This is a genomic window from Nonomuraea sp. NPDC003754 (assembly GCF_053605785.1).
On record NZ_JBSGJX010000044.1, the window covers coordinates 57,504 to 78,809 of the forward strand.

General features: G+C 70.9%; 21 protein-coding genes, 1 pseudogene and 1 riboswitch. Of the genes and pseudogenes, 10 read left to right on the plus strand and 12 right to left on the minus strand.

The features are described from left to right. Positions 1–64: 64 nt before the first annotated feature. Positions 65–889, plus strand: a complete 825-nt coding sequence (locus tag ACWEVS_RS37665; RefSeq protein ID WP_449930954.1) for an aldo/keto reductase — start codon at positions 65–67, stop codon at positions 887–889. Between the two features lie 91 nt (positions 890–980). Continuing rightward, the gene (locus ACWEVS_RS37670) at positions 981–1,940 is read left to right on the plus strand and encodes a Gfo/Idh/MocA family protein (protein WP_452555496.1); all 960 of its coding nucleotides are present in this window, start codon (positions 981–983) and stop codon (positions 1,938–1,940) included. On the opposite strand, the gene ACWEVS_RS37675 is transcribed toward ACWEVS_RS37670, so the two are convergent. Then, on the minus strand, positions 1,921–2,361 hold the full coding sequence (locus ACWEVS_RS37675) for an SEL1-like repeat protein (RefSeq protein WP_354920701.1): 441 nt from the start codon (positions 2,359–2,361) through the stop codon (positions 1,921–1,923). The two genes, ACWEVS_RS37670 and ACWEVS_RS37675, sit on opposite strands and share 20 nt — an antisense overlap. 130 nt (positions 2,362–2,491) lie before the next feature. Then, positions 2,492–2,626, plus strand: a riboswitch (cyclic di-AMP (ydaO/yuaA leader). Between the two features lie 15 nt (positions 2,627–2,641). On the opposite strand from ACWEVS_RS37675, the gene ACWEVS_RS37680 reads away from it, so the two are divergent. Then, positions 2,642–3,343 carry a CHAP domain-containing protein gene (locus tag ACWEVS_RS37680; RefSeq protein ID WP_452419373.1) on the plus strand — a complete coding sequence of 234 codons (702 nt, stop codon included), beginning with the start codon at positions 2,642–2,644 and terminating at the stop codon, positions 3,341–3,343. 245 nt (positions 3,344–3,588) lie between these two features. Here ACWEVS_RS37680 and ACWEVS_RS37685 read toward each other — a convergent pair whose 3' ends face one another. The 4 genes from ACWEVS_RS37685 to ACWEVS_RS37700 form a co-directional block, all read right to left on the minus strand. Further along, positions 3,589–4,128 carry an RNA 2'-phosphotransferase gene (locus ACWEVS_RS37685; RefSeq protein ID WP_452555498.1) on the minus strand — a complete coding sequence of 180 codons (540 nt, stop codon included), beginning with the start codon at positions 4,126–4,128 and terminating at the stop codon, positions 3,589–3,591. Between the two features lie 64 nt (positions 4,129–4,192). Further along, a complete protein-coding gene (locus ACWEVS_RS37690) occupies positions 4,193–5,191 on the minus strand; it encodes a WD40 repeat domain-containing protein (protein WP_452555500.1) in 999 nt (332 codons plus the stop codon). A gap of 4 nt (positions 5,192–5,195) precedes the next feature. Next, complete coding sequence (locus ACWEVS_RS37695; protein WP_452555502.1) at positions 5,196–6,155, minus strand: hypothetical protein; 960 nt, start codon at positions 6,153–6,155, stop codon at positions 5,196–5,198. 83 nt (positions 6,156–6,238) lie between these two features. After that, on the minus strand, positions 6,239–6,934 hold the full coding sequence (locus ACWEVS_RS37700; RefSeq protein ID WP_354920716.1) for a GntR family transcriptional regulator: 696 nt from the start codon (positions 6,932–6,934) through the stop codon (positions 6,239–6,241). Between the two features lie 92 nt (positions 6,935–7,026). Here ACWEVS_RS37700 and ACWEVS_RS37705 point away from each other — a divergent pair, with 92 nt between their 5' ends. Both ACWEVS_RS37705 and ACWEVS_RS37710 read left to right on the plus strand, forming a co-directional pair. Next, on the plus strand, positions 7,027–8,310 hold the full coding sequence (locus tag ACWEVS_RS37705) for an MFS transporter (protein ID WP_452419376.1): 1,284 nt from the start codon (positions 7,027–7,029) through the stop codon (positions 8,308–8,310). 54 nt (positions 8,311–8,364) lie between these two features. Beyond that, positions 8,365–9,285: an SPFH domain-containing protein gene (locus ACWEVS_RS37710; RefSeq protein WP_452555504.1), complete on the plus strand. Its 921-nt coding sequence runs from the start codon at positions 8,365–8,367 to the stop codon at positions 9,283–9,285. Positions 9,286–9,444: 159 nt separating this feature from the next. Here ACWEVS_RS37710 and rbsD read toward each other — a convergent pair whose 3' ends face one another. The 5 genes and pseudogenes from rbsD to ACWEVS_RS37735 form a co-directional block, all read right to left on the minus strand. Next, the gene (gene rbsD, locus ACWEVS_RS37715; protein WP_354920722.1) at positions 9,445–9,834 is read right to left on the minus strand and encodes a D-ribose pyranase; all 390 of its coding nucleotides are present in this window, start codon (positions 9,832–9,834) and stop codon (positions 9,445–9,447) included. After that, a complete protein-coding gene (locus ACWEVS_RS37720) occupies positions 9,831–10,877 on the minus strand; it encodes a ribokinase (RefSeq protein WP_452555506.1) in 1,047 nt (348 codons plus the stop codon). The genes rbsD and ACWEVS_RS37720 overlap by 4 nt, the downstream gene beginning before the upstream one ends. 3 nt (positions 10,878–10,880) lie before the next feature. After that, positions 10,881–12,787, minus strand: a pseudogene (locus ACWEVS_RS37725) (ABC transporter permease/substrate-binding protein). Further along, a complete protein-coding gene (locus tag ACWEVS_RS37730; RefSeq protein WP_449930926.1) occupies positions 12,777–14,279 on the minus strand; it encodes a sugar ABC transporter ATP-binding protein in 1,503 nt (500 codons plus the stop codon). Before ACWEVS_RS37730 ends, ACWEVS_RS37725 begins: the two are co-directional and overlap by 11 nt. Position 14,280: 1 nt before the next feature. Further along, complete coding sequence (locus ACWEVS_RS37735) at positions 14,281–15,279, minus strand: LacI family DNA-binding transcriptional regulator (RefSeq protein WP_449930928.1); 999 nt, start codon at positions 15,277–15,279, stop codon at positions 14,281–14,283. 272 nt (positions 15,280–15,551) lie between these two features. On the opposite strand from ACWEVS_RS37735, the gene ACWEVS_RS37740 reads away from it, so the two are divergent. From ACWEVS_RS37740 to ACWEVS_RS37750, 3 genes are all read left to right on the plus strand, one after another. Then, positions 15,552–16,319 carry a sirohydrochlorin chelatase gene (locus tag ACWEVS_RS37740; protein ID WP_449930930.1) on the plus strand — a complete coding sequence of 256 codons (768 nt, stop codon included), beginning with the start codon at positions 15,552–15,554 and terminating at the stop codon, positions 16,317–16,319. Positions 16,320–16,361: 42 nt separating this feature from the next. After that, on the plus strand, positions 16,362–16,919 hold the full coding sequence (locus ACWEVS_RS37745) for a GNAT family N-acetyltransferase (protein ID WP_449930932.1): 558 nt from the start codon (positions 16,362–16,364) through the stop codon (positions 16,917–16,919). A 687-nt stretch (positions 16,920–17,606) separates the two neighbouring features. Next, positions 17,607–18,362, plus strand: coding sequence for a hypothetical protein (locus ACWEVS_RS37750; RefSeq protein ID WP_452555508.1), 756 nt, complete (start codon positions 17,607–17,609; stop codon positions 18,360–18,362). Positions 18,363–18,501: 139 nt separating this feature from the next. Here ACWEVS_RS37750 and ACWEVS_RS37755 read toward each other — a convergent pair whose 3' ends face one another. Beyond that, complete coding sequence (locus ACWEVS_RS37755) at positions 18,502–18,801, minus strand: hypothetical protein (protein WP_452555510.1); 300 nt, start codon at positions 18,799–18,801, stop codon at positions 18,502–18,504. Here ACWEVS_RS37755 and ACWEVS_RS37760 point away from each other — a divergent pair. Next, positions 18,796–19,353, plus strand: a complete 558-nt coding sequence (locus ACWEVS_RS37760) for a hypothetical protein (protein ID WP_452555512.1) — start codon at positions 18,796–18,798, stop codon at positions 19,351–19,353. The two genes, ACWEVS_RS37755 and ACWEVS_RS37760, sit on opposite strands and share 6 nt — an antisense overlap. Before the next feature lie 219 nt (positions 19,354–19,572). Here the strand turns inward: ACWEVS_RS37760 and ACWEVS_RS37765 are convergent, their stop codons facing one another. Then, a complete protein-coding gene (locus ACWEVS_RS37765) occupies positions 19,573–20,427 on the minus strand; it encodes a hypothetical protein (protein ID WP_452555513.1) in 855 nt (284 codons plus the stop codon). A gap of 482 nt (positions 20,428–20,909) precedes the next feature. Between ACWEVS_RS37765 and ACWEVS_RS37770 the strand changes: the two genes are divergently transcribed. Continuing rightward, positions 20,910–21,185, plus strand: a complete 276-nt coding sequence (locus ACWEVS_RS37770; protein ID WP_452555515.1) for a hypothetical protein — start codon at positions 20,910–20,912, stop codon at positions 21,183–21,185. Positions 21,186–21,306: the final 121 nt, after the last annotated feature.

Here is a 21,306-nt window from a genome sequence, read left to right on the forward strand (position 1 = left end):
GCGCCACGGTAGGACGCCCACTCGAAGTGCCAGCCAACGCGACGTTAACAATGGAGAGATGAACATGAACTCGCTGCTGCTCAACACCGACGGCGTGCAGATACCGCAACTCGGCTTCGGCGTCTGGCAGGTTCCCGACGACGAGGCGGAGCGGGCCGTGTCCTTCGCCATCGAGGCCGGCTACACCAGCATCGACACCGCCAGGCTCTACTTCAACGAGGAGGGCGTGGGCCGGGCGATCGCCCGCGCGGACGTTCCGCGCGAGAAGCTGTTCATCACCACCAAGCTGTGGAACGACGACCACGACAGGGCCGAGGCGGCCTTCGAGGCGAGCCTTTCCCGGCTGGGGCTCGACCAGCTCGACCTCTACCTCATCCACTGGCCCGTCCCCGCGCAGGACAAGTACGTCCAGGCGTGGAAGTCGATGGAGCGGCTCTACAAGGACGGCAGGGTGCGCGCGATCGGCGTGTCGAACTTCACGATCGCCCACCTCGAGCGGCTCATGAACGAGACCGAGATCGTCCCCTCGATCAACCAGATCGAGCTGCACCCCCGCTTCCCCCAGCCGGAGCTGCGCGCCTTCCACGAGGCCAACGGCATCCTGACCGAGGCGTGGAGCCCGCTCGGGCAGGGCAGGGGGCTGCTCGACGATCCGGCGCTGGCCACGCTGGGCCGCAAGCACGGCAAGTCGCCCGCGCAGGTCGTGCTGCGCTGGCACGTCCAGCTCGGCAACGTGGTGATCCCCAAATCGGTCACCCCTTCGCGAATCAGGGAGAACATCGACGTGTTCGACTTCACCCTCGACCCGGAGGACATGGCGGCGATCGGCGCGCTGAACACCGGCACGCGCCTCGGTCCCGACCCCGCCACGTTCAACTGGATGGGCTGACATGACCGAACGGGCACGGCCCGCGCCGCCGGCGCGGGCCGTTCGCATGTCCGAGATAAGGGAGGATTGATCGCGGAAAGGGAGGTTCGTCATGCGTGAGTTAGCGTGGGGCATCGCGGCCACGGGCGGGATCGCCAGGACAGTCGGCGCGGTGATCGCCGCGGAGCCCGGCATGCGGGTGGCCGCGGTCGGCTCCCGCGACCAGGGCAGGGCCGCGGAGCTGGCGGCGGCGCTCGGCGCGGACGCGGCCTACGGCTCCTACGCCCAGCTGTGCCAGGACCCCGCCGTCGACGTGATCTACGTGGCCACCCCGCACGCCCAGCATCTGGAGGTGGCCGAGGCGGCCATCGCGGCGGGCAAGGCCGTGCTGTGTGAGAAACCTCTCGCCGCGAGCGTGGCCGACGCCGAGCGGATGGTGAAGCTGGCCAGGCAGGCGGGCGTGTTCCTGATGGAAGCGATGTGGATGCGCTTCAATCCCCTGATCAGGGCGCTGCTGACGGAGGAGAGGTTCGGGGAGCTGCGCTCGGTGCAGGCCTCGTTCGGCTTCGTCCAGCCTTACGCGGCCGAGCACCGGCTCTGGAACCCCGCGCTCGGCGGCGGGGTGCTGCTCGACCTGGGGATCTACCCGTTCGGGCTGGCGCAGCTGCTGCTCGGCGAGCCGGCTGAGACGCATCTCACCGGATCGCTCGGCCCCTCCGGCGTGGACGCCGAGGTGGCGGCGCTGCTCACCTACGCGGGCGGCACCAGGGCGCTGGTCGAAACCTCGCTGCTCAGCCCGCTGGCCAACACCGCGACCGTGGTGGGCACGGGGCTGCGGGCCGACATCGCCGCGCCGTTCTGGGCGCCGCGGCGCATCGTGCTGTCGGGGCCGGGCGTGGATCCGGAGGAGCTCGTCCTGGACCCCGCCATGAACGGCTACGCCGAGGAGGTGCGCGAGGTGCGCGCCGCGCTGGCCGAGGGCAGGACGGAGAGCTCTGTCATGCCGCTGGACGAGAGCCTGGCGATGATGCGGATGCTGGAGGACGCCAGGGTCAGGCTAGGCGCTCGGTAGCGCGGGCCGCCGCCTCGGCGTGGCCGGAGCCCGCGGCCGCCCGGAAGTGGGCGCGGGCCCGGTCGGGGCGGCCCTCCCTGCCCTCCAGCAGGCCGAGGTTGAACATGGCGCGCGGCGCGGCCTCCTCGTGGCCGGTTTCGATGGCCCTGGCGTACCAGCGCCGGGCCGCGTCGGTGTTGCCGCAGCAGTCCTCCAGGACGCCGAGGTTGAACATCGCCCTGGGCGTGCCGGCCCTGCCGTACCAGTGGCGGGCCGCGTCGAGGTGGCCGCTCTCGTCCTCGATCAGCGCGAGGTTGAAGGCCGCCCGCTGGACGGCGGCCGGATGGCCCGATGCGATCGCCAGGAGATACCATCGCCGGGCTTCGTCCGGACGGTGTCCGTCTTCCCGCAGCCCCCTGTTGAACAGGTCCTGTGGCGACATGACCTGACCGTAAATGATCGCCGGACCTTTATCAATTTGTAAGCTACTTGCCTCGTGTATTACCTTAGGCTCACTCAAGGCATAAACCGGGCATTCCGGACATTGCCTGTCATTGCAATCATCACAGGTTCGCCTGTGACCGCTGAATCCGCACCATGCGGAACCGGGGACCCACTTCCTCTGGGGTGAATCGGCACACCGTGCCGTAGGGCAGCTTCGCGTCCGAACCCGTCAGCTAACCCGGTAAGCGGCAGGAAGCTAGCAAGGAGTTCCCCTTCCCATGGCAAAGCCCAGCCGTAGCCGTGCCCCGAAGCTCACCTACGCGCATGCCGCGCTCGGCGCCGTCGTCATCGCCGGCTCGTTCGTTCCCACCGCCGCCCAGGCCGAGAAGCTCCCGCTGTCCGAGAGCCAGCGGGTAGCCGTCCTCGCCAAGGCGCCCAAGGAGGAGGCCGGCAAGCCCGCCGCCGCCAGGCCGGAGGCCAAGGTCATCCCCTCCGCCACCGTCGTTCTCACCGAGGCCAAGAAGCAGGTCGGCGTCAAGGAGAACTCCGCGGGCGGCGGAACCAAGTTCCAGAACTGGTACGTCGGATCGCAGCGCGCCAGGGAGACGGTCGTCAGGGACGGCGGCGACGTCAGCGCGTACGCCAACGCCCCGTGGTGCGCGATGTTCGTCTCGTGGGTCGGTGAGATGACCGGCGCCCGCACGCAGGTCGGCTGGGACGCCTACACGGTGACCCACGCCAAGTGGTTCAAGGCCAACAAGCGCTGGGGCACCGCGCCCAAGCCCGGCGCCGTCGTCTTCTTCGCCTGGGACGGCAGCAAGAGCCTCGACTCCATCGACCACGTCGGCTTCGTCGAGAAGGACAACGGCGACGGCACGATCAGCACGATCGAGGGCAACACCGGCAACGGCGCCGTCGAGCAGCGTGTCCGTCCGAAGTCGCAGGTCGTCGGCTACGGCTACCCCAGCTACGGCGGCTGACGCTTCCCCTTCCCCCGCATTCCCCCCGGCCCTGTCGCCAGGACGGCCACGCGCCGCTCCGGTGACGGGGGCCACCCACGGGCTCGGGCCGGTCCCCTCGGACCGGCCACCCCGTTCCCCCCGCAGAACGCCCCCCGCAGAACGTTCCCCCACAGAACGCTCCCCCAGGCCGCGACGGCGCCGTCTCAGCGCGCTTGCCCTCCGGCCACCCGCAGGACCCTCGTCCATTCCCCTGTCTGCACCGATCAGCCGGGGAACCGCAGGTAAGCAGCCGGCACGGCGTCGGTGAGCCACACCCCGTTGGCGCTGACCACGAACTCGTGCCCGGCCGCGTGCATCGCCCGCGCGTCGACGACCAGCACCACCGGGACGCCGCGCCGGGAGCCGACCCGCACCTCCGTCTGCCTGTCGGCCGACAGATGGACGTGCCTCCTGGTCATCGGCAGCAGGCCCGAGCGCCTGATGGCGGCCAGGTTGCGCCCGACGGTGCCGTGGTAGAGGACGTGCGGCGGCTCCACCGGCGCCAGTCCCAGGTCGACGGGCACGGAGTGGCCCTGGCTCGCCCTGATGCGGTCGCCGTTGATCGCGTAGCGCCGCTTGTCGTTGTCGGCCACCACCGTGTCGAGCTCATCCCTGGTGATGGGGAAGCCGTGCCTGGCCGCGGCCGCCAGCAGCTCGTCGATCGGCACCCAGCCGTGCTCGTCCAGCGTGATCCCGATGGCGGCGGGGTCGTGGCGCAGGTGCCTGGCCAGGTACTTGGAGATCCGCACGGTCCTGTCGGTCATGCGGGCATTGTGCCGACCGCCCGCCGTACCCGGCAAAGGCGGTACGGCGGGCGGAGCCGCGCGCTCAGCCGCCGCAGGCGGCGAAGACGAACGTGTCCTTGAGCATCGAGTAGCTGTCGCGGACCCTGGTCGCGCCCGAGGTCACGTCGTGCTGCAGGACGGTCATCCTGGTGGCCTTGCCCGTGGGGTACTGGGAGACGTGCAGGGTCACCTGGTTGTCGCCGGTCCAGTCGAGCTTGTGGACCGTGCCCTCCTTGGGCAGCTTGATCGCGTGGCCTCCGACGACCTGGCCGTCCGCCAGGTCGTAGAGCTTCACCTTGGTCCCCCCGACCAGCACCGCGATCGTCCTGCCGTCGGCGTGCAGCGCGTGCGGGCCGTTGGCCGACACCAGCTGCGGCGGCGTGTCGCTCAGCAGCCGCCGGCCCGCCAGATCGTAGACGTGCATCTCCAGCACCGACTCCGCGCCGTCCATGGTGGCCAGCACCTTCTCCCCGTCGCCGCTGAAGCCGACGAAGACGCTGTTCCTGGGCAGCGTCCCGAGCCTGGCGCCGGTCGCGGTGTCGAACACCTGCGCCCTGCCGGCGACGACGGCGAGCCTGGCCCCGTCGTCGGACAGCTGCAGCGTCACGTCGTACTGGCTGGTCCTGGGTGGCAGCGCGTCCTTCGGCAGCACGCGGACACCGCCCTTCACGGTGCGGACGGCCAGGTGGCCGGCCTTGGCGAAGTAGGCGACCCGGGTGCCGTCGCCGGAGACCGCGACGGGCGCGACGGCGTAGTCGACAGGCTTGCCGTCCGCGCCCAGCGCGCGCAGCTGCGCGTCCTTCAGCGGCGTGACCTCGCCCTTGTGGGAGACCAGCCGCCAGGTGCCGCAGGGCACGACGGTGCCGTCCTTCTGCGGGCAGCCCTGGGCGGAGGCGTAGCGGATGGCGTCGCCCCTGCTCTGGGCGTGGTCATGTCCCCGGTCGTGACCCGGCGCCTGACCGGGGCCGGCGACCGCGGCCTGGCCCGGCACGCCGAGCACCGCCAGGGCGACGGCGACGGCCGCCAGGATCCTGAGCTTCATCTCGTCACTCTCCCGCCGTCATCCAGGCGTGCTGCCTGGCGGTGAACGTGAAGGTCTCCACGGGCTTGACCGCGCCCGTCGCCGTGTCGACGGTGAGCACCCGTACCACCGTCGGCTTGTCGTCCCCGCCCGACTGCGTCTTGACCGTCAGCCGGTCGGCGCCGCTCCACTGGACGTGGTAGACCTCGCTGCCCTTGGGCAGCGGCACGTCGACCGCCGCGGCCAGCCGATCCGTGCTCAGGTCGTACAGCCGCAGCCTGGGCTTCTCCCCCGCGAGCACCGCCACCGTGCGGCCGTCGGCCGCCAGCGCCCGCGTGGCGGCGTTGATCACCACCTGCGGCGGGACCTGCGCGAACCTGCTGCCGTCCAGCCCGACGGCGAGCAGCGTCGTGGTGTTGTCGTTGTTGTAGCGCTGGGCGAGCACCTCGTCGCCGTCGGCGCTGAAGCCCTCCAGATCGTCCCCCGCCGGCAGCTTCACGATCTTCCCCGTGGCCACCGTGACGATCTTGCCGGGCTCCTTGGCGTCGGTGTCGTCGTACTCCAGCAGGACCCGGTCGCCCGAGGGCGACAGCCGGACCGTCAGGACGTCGGTGCCGAGCCTGGTCAGCGACTTGGGCAGCAGCGTGACGCGGCCGCCTGCCGCCCTGCGCACGGCCAGGCGGTGGTCGCTCCTGCGCTCGTAGACGATCCACCGGCCGTCGGCGCTGACGGCGAACGCGCCGGTCTCGTCGGTCGCGCGCCCGTAGGCGTCGACCGAGGTGGCGGCCGCGTCGGCGACCGTGACCTGCTTGCCCGAGCGCAGCCGTAACCGCCAGGCCCCGCAGGCGCGGCTGCTCTCGTCCGGGCTGACGCACGAGCCCACCCACGCGGCGCCGGCCGTCCTCGCACTGTCGGCGTGGGCCAAGGCGGGCAGTCCCGCGGCCGCCACCGCGACCACCGCCGCCCCCAGAAGTGTCCTTCGCATGGTGCCTCTCCTCCTTCACCGGGTTGGACTGCCGGCGAGGCGGAGAGGTTGGTCACAGCTGGGACACGGCTTGGCTCAGCCGGTCATCGCGTGCCGGACGCGTCCAGCGGCTCGTAGGCGTGCAGCAGCAGCCGTTCGGCGTCGTCGAGGTAGCTCTCGAGGAAGGTGCCGGCCTCGTCGGCCCGCCCCGCCGCCAGCAGCTCCAGCAGCTGCCGGTTGCGCTCGACGAACGGCTCGTGCAGCGCGCGCGGATTGCTCATGACGTGGAAGACCAGGCGCAGCTCGGCCAGCAGCTGGCGCATCGCCTCGTTCAGCCGCGGGCTGCGGTGGAGCGCGACCAGCGCCTGGTGGAAGCGGCTGTTGGCGGTGCCGACGTCCTGCCAGCGGTCGGCCAGCGCGGACCGCTCGGCCTCCTCCACCGTCTCCTTGATCAGGGCCAGCGCCTCGGGCGAGGCGGTGCGCCGTACCGCGGCCCCTTCGAGAACCCGGCGCATCTGGTAGAGGTCGGCGACGTCGGCGGCCGACAGCACGCGGACAAAGACGCCGCGGTTGAGCTTGTGGTCGAGCAGCCGCTCGTGGCCGAGGAGCCGGAAGGCCTCGCGGAGGGTGTTGCGGGAGACGCCGAGCGCGTTGCCGATGGCCTCCTCCGACAGCCGCTGGCCGGGGGCGAACAGCCCCTCGATGATGTGCTCGCGCAGGATGTCGGCCACTCGCTCGGCCGTGCTGCTGCGCCCCAGACGGACCCGTTCGTGTTCAAGCGCCGCGACCACGTTCTCCACACCCCTCAGGGAAGCATCGAACAAAACCCTTGTCGAATTGTTCAACGATCCTTAGATTCAAAAGAACACCCCCATCTCTAGGAGCGATGACTATGCACCAGACGCGGCGAGTGATCCTCGCCAGCCTGATCGGCACGTCGCTGGAGTGGTACGACTTCTTCCTCTACAGCACGGCGGCGTCGCTGGTGTTCGGCAAGCTGTTCTTCCCGACCTTCGACCCGCTCAACGCGACCCTGCTCGCCCTGGTCACCAACGCCGTCGCCTTCGTGGCCCGCCCGCTCGGCGGCATCGTCTTCGGCCACTTCGGCGACAAGGTCGGCCGCAAGACGGTGCTCGTGGTCACGCTGCTGGTGATGGGCATCTCGACCTTCCTCATCGGCGTGCTGCCGACCTACGACGCCATCGGGGCGGCGGCACCGGTCCTCCTCGGCGCGCTCAGGTTCGTCCAGGGCCTCGGCCTGGGCGGCGAGTGGGGCGGCGCGGTCATCATGTCCATCGAGCACGGCGACCCGCGGCGGCGCGGCTTCAACGCCAGCTGGCCGCAGGTCGGCGTCCCCGCGGGCTTCATCCTGGCCACCGCCCTGCTGGGCATCCTGGACGCCACCATGTCCGAGCAGGCCTTCCTGTCATGGGGCTGGCGGGTGCCGTTCCTGCTGTCGGGCGTGCTGGTGCTGGTCGGCCTCTGGGTCCGGGTGAAGATCACCGAGTCGCCGCTGTTCCAGGAGGTGGAGCGGAAGGGCGCCAAGGCCAAGATGCCGCTGATCGAGGTGCTGCGCAGGCACCCCCGCGCGCTGCTGTCGGCCTTCACCGCACGCATCGGCGTCGACGTGGCCTTCTACACCTTCACCATCTACATCCTGCTCTACCTCACGACCGTGCTCGGCATGGACCGCTCGGTCGGCCTCAACGCCGTCCTCATCGGCTCGGCCTGCCAGCTCGTGCTGATCCCGCTGTTCGGCGCGCTCTCCGACCGGTACGGCAGGCGCACCGTCTACCTCGCGGGCGTGATCGGCGCGGCCGTCTGGGTGTTCGTCTTCTTCCAGCTGCTCGACACCAGGTCCTTCCCGCTCATCGTGCTGGCGGCCGTGGTCGCGCTGGTGACCCACGCGGCGATGTACGGCCCGCAGGCCGCCTTCATCGCCGAGCTGTTCAGCACCCGCCTGCGCTACAGCGGCGCGTCGATGGGCTACCAGGTGGCCGGCATCGTCGGCGGCGCCATCGCCCCGATCATCGCGCTCAAGCTCCACGCCACCTACCAGACGACCCTCGCCGTCTCCATCTACGTGGTGATCGCCCTGGCCGTCACCGCCTTCGGCCTCGCCATCGCGCCCGGGAGCGAGGACGTGCACAAGCCCGTTCCCGAAACCATCGGATAGCCGCGAAAGGGACGTGGGCGGCGGCTGCCACCGCCGCCCACCAGGGAGGCTCCCGTGAGAATCACCCTGATCGTCATCGCCGCCGTGGTCGCGTTACCCACCCTCCTCGGGCTGGCCCACGGCTTCGAGAGCACCAGCGGAGGGCAGGTCGCGGTCGTGCGCGACGCCGGCCCGCTCGACGACAACCGGGTCCGCCAGGTCATCCCGCCCGCTTCCGGCCTCACCTGGACCGGCTGGTGGTCGGCGGTGCACACCTATCCCGCCCAGCAGCGCTTCTACACCATCACCGCCGACCCCAAGCGGGCCACCGCGCTCGGCGTGGACGTGGTGACGGTGCCGAGCAGCGACGGGGTGAACCTCGGCATCGAGGGCACGCTCTACTTCACCCTCACCCTCGACCCCGAGACGCTCAAGAGCTTCGACGACAAGTACGGCACCCGCACCTACCGGGGCGGCCGGTACGCCTGGGACGGCGAGGAGGGCTGGGCGGCCTTCTTCGGCCAGGCCGTCAGGCCGGTCATCGACAACGCGCTGCGCGTCCAGGTCGGGGGCATGCGCTGCGCCGAGCTCGTGCCCTCGTGCTCGCTGCTGAACAGCTCCGCGCTGCGCGCCCAGGACAGCAACGCGACCATCGCCCAGGTGCAGGACGGGGTCAACCGCGCCCTGGCCCGCGACCTGCCCGCCACGCTCGGCGGCGACTACCTGACCGGGCTGCGCTTCACGCTGGCCCGGGTGACGCTGCCCCTGGCCGTGCAGCAGGCGGTCGACCGGTCGCTGGCCGCCAACGCCGCCGTCTCCGAGGCCCAGGCCAAGGTCGCGCAGGCGAAGGCGGAGGCGGCGGCGAACCGGGCCAGGCAGGACGGCTACGACGCCTGCCCGGCCTGCGCGGAGATCGAGAAGCTGCGGTCGCTGCCGCAGGGCATCACCGTCTACGCGCCGGGCAACCCGCAGTCGGTCGTCGTCCCGTCACGCTGACCGGGTCACGCCGCACCCGGCTCAGCCCAGAGCCCTCCCCGCCCCGTCGCGGCCCGGCGCCCCGATTCCGCGGGCCGCCAGGTCACGGCAGGACCGGTCGCGGCACGGCCGGTCATGGCACGGCCGGTCATGGCACGGCCGGTCGCGGCGGGGCCGGGGTCAGAAGGAGACGCCGCAGCGCAGGATGACGTTGGCGTACGGCCGTGCCTCACCCGTCCGCACGGCGAGCCTGACCTTCCCGGCCATGCGTTTGAGCTCCTCGTGCGGCACGTGCACGAGGCCGGGCAGCCGGTCGGCGAGCATGGCCGCGCAGGCGGGGTTGGCCTCGGCCACCTCTCCCGCGGCCACCGCGCCCTCGACGACGAGCTCGGCCAGCAATCCGTCCAGCACGGCCGCGAAGGACGGCACGCCGGCCACGAACGCCAGGTCGACGGTCTCGACCTCACGCGGGATCGGCATCCCGCTGTCGCAGACCAGCACCTGGTCGGTATGGCCGAGCCTGGCGAGCTGCCCGGCCAGGGCGCCGTTGAGAATCCCCGAGCGCTTCACAACTCCTCCAGCCGCGGATACGAGCTCTGCGCGCCTTCACGGCGCACGGCGGCCGCGCCCACCCGCACGGCGAAGGCGGCAGCCTCGGTCAGGCTGTCGCCGCGGGCCAGGCGCCAGGCGAGCGCGCCGGTGAAGGCGTCGCCCGCCCCGGTGGTGTCGACCGCCTCCACCCGAGGGCTCGGCACGGCGGTGACGGCGGCCCCCTCCTTCTCCGCCACCACGGCGCCCGCCGCGCCCAGCGTCACCACCACCGACCGCGCCCCGAGCCCGAGCAGCGCCCGAGCCATCCCCGCGGCCCGCTCCGAGGCCCCCTGCGCGGCCCCCTCCGCGCCCCTCTCGGCGGCCCCCTCGGCGGCCTCGGAGAGGTCCCCGGAGCGGGCCGGAGCCGAGGCCCCGGCAGCGGGCACGGCAGCGGGCACGGCGACAGGCCCGACGGGGTCGTCGGGAACGCCGGCCGCCATGCCTGGGACCTCGGGCGCGACGGCGAGCAGGAAGGCGGCCTCGTGCTCGTTGACCACCAGCGGGTCGGCCAGCGCCAGCAGCTCGGCGGGCAGTTCTCTCGGCGGGGAGGCGTTCAGCACCGCCCGGCGGGCGGCGCGGGCCGCCGCCGTCACGGTGTCGAGCGGGATCTCCAGCACGAGCGAGACCACCGGCGCCTCCGCCAGCAGCGGCGCCGCGGCCGCCACGTCCGCCGATGTGAGGCGCGCGTTGGCGCCCGGCGAGACGATGATGCTGTTGTCGCCGTCGGCGCCGACGGTGATGAGCGCGACCCCGCTGGGCCCGTCGGTGGACAGGACGTGCCCGGTGTCGACGCCCTCGGCGGCCAGCCCCGCGGCCAGGCGCGTGCCGTACTGGTCGGATCCGGTCCTGGCCAGCAGGGCCGCGTGCGCGCCGAGCCTGGCGGCCGCGACGGCCTGGTTGGCGCCCTTGCCGCCGGGAAAGGTGCCGAGGTCGGAGCCCAGCACCGTCTCACCTGGTGCGGGCCGCCGGTCGACCCGCACCACGAGATCGGCGTTGACCGACCCCACGACCACCACGTCCATGGCTCAGCTCGTGAACTCGGAGAGGTTGTCCTTGGTCGCGACCTTCACCGGAACGGCGACCACCTTCTGCAGGCTCTCGCCCTTGGCCGCCTTGACCGCGTTGCCGACGGCCTGCTGGCCGAGGAGCTTGGGCTGCTGGGCGATGCTGGCGGCGAGCGTGCCGGCCTGGATGGCCTTCAGCCCGTCGGGCGTGCCGTCGAAGCCGACGACCTTGACCTCCGCGCCGGCCTTCGCGCCGAGCGCCTTGATGGCGCCGAGTGCCATCTCGTCGTTCTCCGCGAACACGCCGGTGATGTCGGGGTGCGACTGCAGGAGGTTGGTCATGACGTCCAGGCCCTTGGTGCGGTCGAAGTCCGCGGGCTGCTGGGCGACCACCTGGATGTTCGGGTAGGCCTTGATGCCCTCGGTGAAGCCCTGGCCCCTGTCGCGCGAGGCGGAGGTGCCGGGCACGCCCTGCAGTACCACGACCTTGCCCTTCTCGCCCATCTGCTTGGCCAGCTCCTGCGCGGCCAGCTTGCCGCCCGCGACGTTGTCGGAGGCGACGGTCTGCGCCACCTCGGCGCCGTTGACGCCGCGGTCGGCGGCGATCACCGGGATGCTGACCCGGTCGGCCGCCTTGACGGCGGGCGCGGCGGCGTCGGAGTCGACCGGGTTGATGACGATCGCCTTCATGTTCTGGCTGGTGAAGTTCTGGACCTGGTTCACCTGCTGGGAGGCGTCGTTCTGGGCGTCGGTGACGGTCAGCGCGACGCCGAGCTTCTTGGCCTCCTCCTCCGCGCCGGCGCGCAGCTGCACGAAGTAGGGGTTGTTCAGAGTGGAGATCGACATGCCGATCTTGATGTCGCCGGAGCCGCCGGCGGGAGTGGAGCCGCCGGAACCGCTGGAACCGCCGGAACCGCAGGCGGCGAGACCGAGCGCGAGCGCGGCGCCTGCCGCGATGATGCCGAGTTTCATGATGGTGCTTCCCCTCAGTTGGCTGATCTGCGGCGCAGGGTGTCGACGAGGACCGCCAGGGCGATCACCACGCCGATCACGACCTGCTGCCAGAAGGCGGAGACGGACAGGAGGTTGAGGCCGTTGCGCAGGACGGCGAGGATGAGCGCGCCGACGAAGGTGCCGAAGGCCCGGCCCTTGCCGCCGGACAGGCTGGCTCCTCCGATGACGACGGCGGCGATGGCGTCCAGCTCGTATCCGGCCGCGGCCTGCGGCTGGGCGGAGGCCAACCGGCTGGCCAGGACGATGCCCGCCACGGCGGCGAAGCCGCCCGACAGGGCGTAGGTGACGAGCTTCATCCGGTTGACCTTGATGCCGGACAGCCGGGCGGCCTCCTCGTTGCCGCCGATCGCGTACATCGCCCGGCCCGCGTAGGTGCGGTTGAGGATGACCGCCGCGATGACGCCCATGACGAGCATCACCAGGACGGGGACCGGCAGGTAGCCGGCGACGGTGTCGCCCACGTGGGAGACCGCGTCCGGCATGGCGATCGGGCTGCCCTCGGAGATGACGAGCGCGAGGCCTCTGGCGATGCCGAGCATGGCCAGGGTGGCGATGAACGGGGGAAGCTTGCCGTACGCGATGAGCGCGGCGTTGGCCAGGCCGCACGCCACGCCGACGGCCAGCCCGAGCAGCGTGGCCAGCGGCCACGGCAGGCCCGAGGTGGTGGACAGGTAGGCCAGCGTGATCGCCGAGAGCGCCGCCACCGAGCCGACCGACAGGTCGATGCCGCCGGTGATGATCACGAATGTGGCGCCGAAGGCGAGGATGGCGGTCACGGCCGCCTGCACGCCCACGTTGAGCAGGTTGCTCACGCTGAGGAAGTCGCTGGACAGCAGCGACAACGCGACCGCCAGGACGACGAGCGCGACGAGCGCGCCATTCTCCGAGAGCCAGCCTCTCGCTTTATCGGACACGAGTACCCTCCACCTCGGTGACGGCCAGCGCCATCACCGCGTCCTGTGTCGCCTCGTCGGCGGGGAGTTCGCCGACGAGCCTGCCCCGGGCCATGACCAGCACCCTGTCGCTCATGCCGATCACCTCGGGGAGATCGCTGGAGATCATGAGGACGGCGTCGCCCGAGGCGGTGAGTGAGTTGATCAGTTGGTAGATCTCGACCTTGGCGCCCACGTCGATGCCGCGCGTGGGTTCGTCGAGGACGAGCACGCGGACGTCGGCCAGCAGCCACTTGCCGATGACGACCTTCTGCTGGTTGCCGCCGGAGAGCGTGCGGACCTCCTGCTCCAGGCCGCTCATCCGGACGCCGAGCTGCCCGGCGACCTTGGCCGCCGCCTTGCGCTGGCCGGTGCGGTCGACGAAACCGGCGCGGCTGGCCCTTCCGAGGGTGACCAGGCCGAGGTTCTCGGCGATGTCGGCGCCGAGCACCAGCCCCTGGCCTTTGCGGTCCTCCGGCACCAGGCCGAGTCCCGCCTCCATGGCCGCGTCGATGTCGCCGCGCGGCAGCCGCCTGTCGCCGACCGTGACCTCGCCCTCGTCGTAACGGTCCGCGCCGAAGATCGCCCGGGCGAGCTCGGTACGGCCCGCGCCCACCAGCCCCGCGAGCCCGACGACCTCGCCCGCCCGCACCTCGAAGGAGACGTCCTCGAACGCGCCACGCCTGGTCAGCCCCTCCACCTTGAGCAGCGGCCGCCCGGGCGGCTCGGCCTCGCGCGGGTACTGCTGGTCGATGGGCCTGCCGACCATGAGCCGGACCAGCTCGTCCTGCGGCGTGTCGGCGGGCACCTCGGCCACCGAACGCCCGTCGCGCAGGACCGTCACCGTGTCGCCGATCTGGGCGATCTCCTCGAGGTGGTGGGTGATGAACACGACGGCCACGCCGTTGTCGCGCAGCTGCCTGACGATGGCGAACAGCCTGTCGACCTCGCTCGTGGTCAGCACGGCGGTCGGCTCGTCCATGATGAGGACGCGCGCGTCCAGCGCCAGCGCCTTGGCGATCTCGACCATCTGCATGCGGGCGATGCCGAGCGTGCCGATCCTGGTGCGGGGGTCGACGTCTAGGCCGACCCGGTCGAGCAGTTCCCTGGCCTTGTCGTGCATGGCCTTGACGTCGACGAAACCGAACCGGCGCGGCGGGCGGCCGAGCGAGAGGTTCTCGCCGACGGTCAGGTCGGGCACCAGGTTGAACTCCTGGTAGATGGTGGCGATGCCGAGCCGCTGGGCGTCGCCGGCCGTACGGATGTCGACCGGCCGCCCGTCGAGCAGGATGCGCCCCTCGTCCGGGTGGTAGGCGCCGGACAGCATCTTGATCAGCGTGCTCTTGCCCGCGCCGTTCTCGCCGAGCAGCACGTGCACCTCGCCCGTGCGCAGGGCCAGATCGACCCCGTCGAGGGCGAGGACACCGGGGAAACGCTTGCGCAGGCCCTCGACCCTGAGGATCTCCTGGCTCATCTCACGCACCCTTCCTCTCGCAGGACCTGCGGATGACCAGCTCGGCGGGCAGCGCCACCGACTCCGCCGGCCGTCCCGCGACGCGGTCGAGCAGCAGCCGTACGGCCCGGCGGCCGAGTTCGGCGGTCGGCTGGGCGATCGCGGTGATCGGGGGGTCGACGTGGACGAACCACGTCACGTCGTCGAAGGAGGCGACGGCCACGTCGTCGGGGATGCGCAGGCCGCGCGCCCTGATCTCGTCGAGGCCGCCCAGCGTCATCAGGTTGTCGCCGAAGAAGATCGCCTCGGGCGGCTCGGCCAGGTCGAGCAGGCGTGCGGTGATCGCCCTTCCGCTGCCTTCGCGGAAGTCGCCGGCGGCCAGGTAGTCCGGCCTGACCTCGAGGCCGGCCCCGGTCATCGCCGCGACGAACGCGTCGGTCCGCTCCCGGCCGGTGGACAGGGTGGCCGGGCCGGAGGCGAAGGCGATCCTGCGGTGACCCATCTCCTTCAGGTGCGCCACCAGCCCGGCGATGGCGCGCGCTCCGTCGGCGCGCACGAACGGCACGTCGAGGCCGCTGATCGTGCGGTCGAGGAAGACCAGCGGCCTGGCGGTGGAGACGAGCTCCTGCACCAGCGGGGTCACCTCGGCGGTGGGGCAGATGAGCAGGCCGTCGACGCGCTGTCCCACCAGGGTGCGCACGTAGTGGTCCTGCTCCTCGGCCCGCTCGTCGGCGTTGCCGATGATGACGGTGTAGCCCGCGCGCCTGGCCTCGTCCTCCACTCCCCTGGCCAGTTCGGTGAAGAACGGGTTGAGGATGTCGCCGATGATCAGGCCGAGCGTCCTGGTCGCCTCGGTGCGCAGCGACCGGGCGACGGCGTTCGGCACGTACCGCAGCGCCGACATGGCGGCGTAGACGCGGTCGCGGGTCTCCGGGGTGACCGACGGGTGGTCGTTCAGCACGCGGGACACCGTGGCCACCGAGACGCCCGCGTGTGCGGCCACGTCCTTGATGCGTGCCATGCGTCCTCCATGAAATCGATTACATCACCTTAGGTAATCGATTACATGGAAGTAAACGGCAAAAAGATGTGACCCGCATCACATTTGACCGGATATTTCGGGATATGTGGCGATGGGGGTGCCCGCCTGGCCCGAGCAAGCGCTCGCCTTACTCCAGGGATGTCACGATGCGATCTCAGTCACCCGACTGGCCGGTGAGACTGGTGAGGTTGTAATGCAATCGCCGCCGTTTTCGGGCACGCGGCTTTCCAAATAGCCATAAACTCCGCGCCGTGAGCCTGCCTGTACGTGAACGTTCCCCCCGGCCCGGCGGCGGTCGCCACCGCCGGCCCGTTCCCACGTCCCTGCCACCGGACGCCCCCGTCCTGCTGCTCGTCAATCCTGGCGACGCCGGCGAGCCGGCCGCCGAGATCGCCGCGCTGGTCCGGGTCGACAACCCGCACATCGAGGTGCGGCTGGCCACACTCCATGACCTGGCAGACCAGCTCCCCCAGGATCGCGGCGCGATCGTGGTCCCCCTGACGCTCTGGTCCGACCCTCGCGTCACCGAGGAGACCACCAAGATCATCGCCGCGACCGGCAGCGACGCGACCGTCACCGACGCACTCGGCCCGCACCCGCTGCTGGCCGAGGCCCTGCACATCAAGCTCGCCGAGAAGGAGCTGGCCAGGGCCGACCGCATGCGCCTGCTCAGCGTCTCCAGCCCCGTCGACGCCGTCATCCTCGGCACCGTGGGCGGGGAGCAGGCCGTCCACGCCGCGCAGGCCACCGCCGTCCTGCTGGCCTCCCGCCTGACGCTGCCCGTCGTGGCCGCCTCGCTCGACAGCGAACCCGGTGTGGCCGTGGCCGCCGAGCGCCTGCGCGCCGCCGGGGCCGAGCGCCTGGCCATCTCCCCCTGCCTGATCGGCCACGAGACCGACGCCTCCGTGCTGGAGTCGGCGGCCGCGAGCGTCAAGGCGGGCTACGCCGACCCTCTCGGCGCCCATGGCGCGGTGGCCGAACTTGTCGCGCGAGCTTACGGCAGTCAACTGGCGACTTGACAACACTTGTGAAGATCGTCCCCTAGGCGTTACCGTCTGCGCATGCGCAGCGTCCACGTCACCGGCAAGCGGCTGGGGCTGCGCGAGGTGTCGGCCGAGGACGTCGACGCTCTGCATGCCGTCTACGGCGATCCCGCCGCGACCCAGCACCTGCCGTTCGACCCGCGGACCCGCGCGGAGGTCGTCGAGATCGTCAGCGAGGCGGTCGCGGCGGCCCTCGCCAGCCCCCGCCGCCTGTACGTGCTGGCCGTCACCGAGGCCGACGGCCACGACGTGATCGGCGTGGCCCGCCTGCACATCGAGGCCGACCACCCGCACAGCGCCGAGATCGGCCTCGGTCTCAGGCCCGACCTGTGGGGGCGCGGCATCGGCACCGACCTGTTCCGGCTGGTGCTGACCTTCGGCTTCAAGCACCTCGGCCTGCACCGCATCTGGGGCGCCCGCGCTCCGGCCAACACCGCGGCCCAGCTCGCGATGCTGGTGGCGGGAATGGTCGAGGAAGGCCGCATCCGCCACCACGTCCACACGCCGCACGGGTGGCGCGACTCCATCGTCCACTCCGCCCTGTCCGACGAGTGGCCCGCCGACCGCGCTCTCTGACCCTTCGCACCTGCCCGAGGAGCGGCCCGCCGTTCCTGCCTGCCGATCGTGTCCCCAGCCGCTCGTGCTCTCCGGCCGATCGTGTCCCCAGCCGTTCGCGCTCTCCGGTCGTTCGCGCCTGCCCGGCGGGCGGCTGCCGATCGTGACCTCCGGCCGTTCGCGCCTGCCCGGCGGGCGGCTGCCGATCGTGACCTCCGGCCGTTCGCGCCTGCCCGGCGGGCGGCTGCCGATCGCGCTCTCCGGCTGTTCGTGCCTGTCCGGAGAGTGGCCCGCCGGCCGCGCCGCCGTTCGCGCTTCTTCCCTGTCCGACGCGCGGACCGCCGGCCGTCCTCTTCAGCCGTCCCGTACGGCGAGCCGTTCCTCTCGGGTCCGAGCGCGACGTCGCCCGGCCTGCGACGGCGGACCGGCGATGACGGACCGGCGCCCCGGCGATCCCCGAGCGGCCCGCCCGCTCAGGCAGTCACTTCCATCTGACCCGCCTCGCCGACTGACCCCGCTTGGAACACCTGGACGAGCAAGTCCTGAGAACCCGCGCGGATAGGCCGGGCTTGGAGCCCACAGTCGAGCCGTGGTGCGCCCCGATCCGCCACTACTTCGGGGCTGGTGATCGTCAGTAGAAGGATGTAACGGGTTTGAGGGTGTGCCGGGGTTGGTGGGATGTCAGTGCAGGCGCCTAGTGTGCCGGCCATGGAGACGATCTACCAGACATGGGCGGAGGCGGTCGCTCTGTTCGAGCGTCGCGGCTTCCCGAAGGCGTCCTACGGCAACCTGGACGAGGACGAGTACATCCTGCACCCGGGGCCTGCGGCGTTGCCCGGCTCGCTCTGGCTGGACGACCACCAGTACCGGCACCAGAATCCCTGGATCAAGGCAGGCGGCCGACCCGAGTACGAGGGAATCGACGGCGCGGTCTCCGGATACGTCATCGACGGCGACCTCCACGTCGACGGCAACATCCTCAACCTGGACCACGGCAGCCCGTCGCTGATCGTGCTCGGCGACCTGAAAGCTGCCAACCTCGTCCTCACCGGCACCTCACACCTCCTGGTCCAGGGCGACATCCACGTCGAGACCTTCCTCGGCAACTCCACCGACCAACACGTCGACGTCCTCGGTGACCTGCGTGCCACTCTGGCGATCATGTGGGACGAGTTCCTTCCCGAGATCGGCGGACGTCTGCGCGGGCGGGCTCTGGTGCCCGACTATCTCGACCTCGACGGCTGTGGCCTGGCCGTCGAGGATCCGGCGGCGCGCGTCGGCCTGTCCGATCTTCTGGTGCCAGAAGTCCTCATCGCCGACGGCGACGACCCCGGGGAGGACCTCTACCTCGCCGATACGGGCCTGCGCTACGAGCATATGATCGACCGGCTGGTGCGGGGGCTGCCGGTGGTACGCGGTGGGCGCACCGTCGCCCCGCTGGAGGAACTACCGCCGAAGAGGTAAGAGGTCCTGGAAGACAGAGAGGGGTCATGGCTGACGACAACGACATGCAGGAAGACATCCTGTACGTCCACGAGGTCCAGGGCACCGTCTACTTCCTGCTGATCGTCTACAAGCCCGGGCACGCGGCCCATGCCGCCGGCTACGTGTTCCGGCGCCCGGCGGGCAGCGACGGCCCCGCCGAGAACGTCCTGGCCACGAACGACACGCTGCGCGAGATGTGGTGTTCGCCGCGGGGGAATCCCTGGGTGACGAGCACCACCGGCCTGGTCTGGACCACGGCGCCGGTGGCCTGGCCGGACGGGGAGGAGATCGCCGACCTCGAGTTCGATGTGCCTGACGGCGATCTCACCTGGCGGCATGCGGAGTTGCCGGCGCAGGAATCCAACGGCTCGCGCCCCAACCCGATGGCGATCTGGGGAGTTCGGAGCAGGACGTGCATGTCGGCACCTTCGGCGGCGTGCTCTACCACTGGGACGGCGAGGTCTGGACCCAGCACGATCCCGGTCTCAGGAAACCCATCGGCTGCATCCGCGGACGGGCCGCCGACGACGTGTACGCGGTGGGGTACGGCAGCACCATCCTGCACTTCGACGGAGAGCGGTGGCGTGTGCTCGAGGATCCGGACGGGGCGGCCACCGAAGGCACATTCACCGGTATCGCGTTCCTCCCGGGCGGCGACGTGCTGGTCAGCGGCAAGTCCCGGGGCGGGCGCGTGCCGCGCGGATCGGCGAACCAGGGCTTCACCGTCATGGGCCGCCACGGACTGTCTCTGATCGACATGGCCCTGGTGGATGGCCGGCTGTTCCTCGCCGCAGGCAAGAGCGGCGTGGCGGAGCTGACCGCCGACGGCGTGCGGATCCTGCGCGACGACCTGACGCCTGGGTCGGTCGCCGAGGGCCACGGGCGGGTCTACTTCACCATCACTCCCGGCGACGCCGCCTATGCCGAACTGGACCTCGCCACCGGCCAGTGGCGGCAACTCAGCTACTGACCACGCACGATGTCCTCACCACCGCTGAGGAGAGGGCGACGTGCGCTCTCCACCTGAGCCCTGGGCCATTCGCATCATCGCAGTTCAGGGCGCTCTTCCTGCTCCTGACCAAACGCCGGACGCCTGGGGTGTGAAGAGCACGAGGCAAGGACCGTGATCGGGTGGGCGGTGGCCCCGTTGTGCCGAATGGCGGCGGTAAGCGCCAGGAAGCGACCTGGATCACCCGGCGCGGCAGGGGCCCGACCAACGGAGGCAGACGGGGAGCCGGCTCATCGCATCCAGCACGACCCGGCTGCCCAGCGGCTCCTGGAGCCGGACGACGCCCTCGCCGGATGCGCCGACGCCCGCACACAGCCCATTACCGATGTGCTCGTGGACCTCGATTCCGAGGACCACGACATCGGGCCGCTCGTCGACCCGTAGGCGGACAGTCGGCGTCTTCTCACCGAGGCAGACGCCGTAGTCGTAGCTCACCCGCAGCGTGCGCTCGTCGAGCACCTCGAAGCCTCTGATGTCGGAGGACAGGTGGTCACCGACGGCCTCCTCGACGGTGCCGAGCGTGGCCCGGTCGACCGCGGCGTGGTCGACCGGGCCTGGCAGGTTCGAGAAGGACAACCGCCACGCCGGAACAGTTGCCATGCCGCGCAGGGTCCGCAGGCGCATGGTCGTGAAGGTAGCGGCGGTCATCTTGTATGCCCGATCGTCCTGAGCGGAGGCCTCCATGTCGTAGGGGGACAGTTCGATCAGTGCCTGGCGTGCGCTGATCACGGGAACCCGCATGGTGGAGCCGTCGTCCCAGCGGATCCAGGCCTCCTTCGGAGTCGCGGGGAGCGGGACGGCCACGGCGAAGCCGTACTCCTCATCACTCGAGATCCGCTCCGCCACGTCCTGCCGCATCTGGCTGAGGTCCTCCGTCGGCACGAAACCGTTGCGCCAGATCTCCGCCGCGCCGCTGGTGCGCCAGGTCCAGACGGCACGGACGGCGTAGTCATCGAATGTGAGCCGGCGAGAAAGGAGGTGGTCGCCGCCGGCGAGCGCGGTCACGGTCAGGAGCGTCACCAGTAATCGCAGCATCCGAAGATTATCGAGGGTTCCTCGGATCGTCGGCGCACCCTATGGCCGGCTCGACCTCGAACTGCACGGCACCCGTACCCCCGACCGGCTCGGTGCGTGGGACCGCCTTCCAGCGCGAGAACGCCGGGCCCCAGGCGCCGTTCGGCCGCTCCGCCCTCCCGCCAAGGGACCCTGTCACAGATATGGCGTCACACATATGGCGGGACAGCATGACCTCGTCCTGAGCCCCTTTCGTCCCAGGCGTGCGCAGACGTCATCGGCCCCCGTACAGGGAAAGCCGTCCTGCCCGAGTACGTCGCCACCTTGACGAACCGCCGATTTCCCTGACACATCGGCGATTGCGACATATAACTCGAATCCTCATCTATTGACATGAAACCGGCATGCAAGTCAGTGGGCCTAGAAATGTGGACATAGCTCACCAGAGCTTCACTCCACCACCACCACAGCTCTCCAGAGCAGCCAACAGAAAGAGATATCTCATGGTCGACATCAAGAAGGTCGTCGCCGGCGTCACCCTCGCCGCTTCCGCACTCGTCGTTCCGATGGCCCTGGCCGCCCAGCCCGCCAGCGCGGCCACCTCCTACGTCATGGGGGGAGACGACGGTGGCCACGGCAAGAGGGTCGAAGTCCACAACGAGGGCGGCAACCTCGGCCACGGCAACGGCGGCAACGCCAACGGCGCCCACGACAGCGACCTCCCGGGCGGCAACGGCGGCAGCAACAACAGCGGTGACATCAACATCGGCAACGGCTGACGCCCATGAGACCAGGGATCACGATCCCTGGTCAGCCAGAGAGGCGGCCGACGCGACTCCCTGCTGGCCGTGGTGAGCACCAGGTCGGCCAGCTCGGCCAGGGGTGAGCGGGCGAAGGAGG